The organism is Bacillus sp. SRB_8 (assembly GCF_003264205.1).
In the GTDB taxonomy this organism is placed as follows: Bacteria; Bacillota; Bacilli; order Bacillales; family Bacillaceae_G; genus Bacillus_A; species Bacillus_A mycoides.
Map to the genome: position 1 here is coordinate 1 of NZ_NADT01000094.1, position 1,804 is coordinate 1,804.

1 protein-coding gene is annotated in these 1,804 nt (G+C 37.0%); it reads left to right on the forward strand.

All coding sequences use genetic code 11. From position 1 onward, the window contains the following. Window positions 1–301: 301 nt before the first annotated feature. Entirely contained in the window at window positions 302–1,699 is a 1,398-nt protein-coding gene (locus tag B5P40_RS31945) for a M60 family metallopeptidase (RefSeq protein ID WP_113710528.1), read from the forward strand. The last annotated feature ends 105 nt before the right edge of the window (window positions 1,700–1,804 follow it).

The following is a 1,804-nucleotide window of genomic DNA, read 5'->3' on the forward strand; positions in this document are numbered from 1 at the left end:
ATGATGAAAAAAGGACAAACCTCTCAAGGGGGAAGTCTGTCCAAAATCAAGTGAACCTCATTCATCAACTATTCGGAATGGCTGCATAAGAATAGATTCCATTAGGAATCTATATACCTCTTTCAAATAAATGCAATCTTTGCACCAGAACCCTTTTCGATTATAGCAATAAAACCAGCTTACATTATATTAAATATTGCATATTAAAATTCGTTGATATATATGTAAACGCTGACTATAATAAGGGTATAAAGATTTACAACATCTTACTATACAAAATAAAATGAAAGGACTGATTTATATGAGTAGAAGAAAGAATCATAGATTACAAAAACCAATGAAAGTACTTATGACATCTGCTGTTTTGACAACGACATTATTTACATCTATGACTGTAAATAGTTTGAACATTCATGCTGAAACTACACAAACCCAGGCACAATATGAAGAGAGAAAGTTTGAACTTCCAAGTACAGGACATTATATGGGTGAAGCAGCAAGAGAAAGACGAAGTGAGCAACGAAACTATGTACCAACAGGAATTTATGTAAAACCGAATGAGCAAGTCACAATTGAAGTATCGGGACTATCAGGATTAGAAAAGCTTGGAGCAACTATTGGGACAAATGAATATGATAAAGAAGGGGGAAAAGCATTTCGTCTTTCTCCTGGTTCTAACACCATATCCTCTCCAAACGGTGGTTTATTAGGGTTTGATAACTCTGAAGGGAAAGGAACTGTTAAGGTGAAAGTAACACAAGGCGGGAGCCCTGTTCCATTCTTTGAATTAGGGAAGCATACGAAAGAGGACTGGATTGCTATGATGGACAAGTATCCAGATGCGCATGCTGTTCAATTAAAGTCAAAGAAAGCAGTACTTACTGTTACTCGTGATAGTGCCAAGAAATATATTGTGGATCAAGATCCTGTTCCCCTATTAGAAAAATACGATGAAATGATTCGAGCGCAAGATAAAATATCGGGACTTTCTGAAACAAGTTCTAATCCGTTACATCGTTCAACTCGCCGTCTTTGGGCTTTTGTAGAGAACCCTAACAACCCACCGGGCATGTACATGTATGCAGGTCGAGATGGAGTCGTATTTACTACTGCTTATGACGCAATTAAAAGTGCTTTAAATGTAAATGAATTTGGATGGGGACAAATGCATGAAGCAGGACACACAAGGCAACAAAACCCTTGGACGTGGGCTTCGAATGGAATGACTGAAGTCACTGTTAATATATATTCCTTAGCTGCACAAAAACAATTATTCCCGAATCAACCAACGCGTTTAGAAAAAGAAGGGGACTACGATAGAGCCTTTGCATACTTAAAACAAACAGATAAAGAGTATAAAGATATTGATGACTTGTTTGTGAAACTTGTTATGTTTTGGCAACTTCATTTAGCATATGGGGAAGATTTTTATCCGAACCTTCACAAACTATATCGAGAGTTACCAAAGGATAAACTTCCAGAAACTGATGAAGATGAAATACAAGCATTTATTTTCAATACATCGAAAGTAGCGAAACAAAATTTACTTCCATTTTTTGATCAATGGGGACTGAAAGTATCACAAGAAACGAGAAAAAAAGTAGAAGCATTGAACTATCCAACATTAACTGCCCCTATATGGGAAGCGACGGATGCGAAACCTGTTAAACCAATTGCCGCGTATGGTCCAAGAAAATAATGAAAGCAAGTGTGTGATCTAGCTAGTAATGCAATCGATGACAATCCAAATACAATTTGGCATAGCTAATAGGCCTCACCATACATGCCCATCAACTTAAGGGAA

Coding starts and splice junctions, on each gene's coding strand:
- B5P40_RS31945 (WP_113710528.1), top strand. CDS start 302: ATGAGTAGAAGAAAGAATCATAGATTACAAAAACCAATGAAAGTACTT.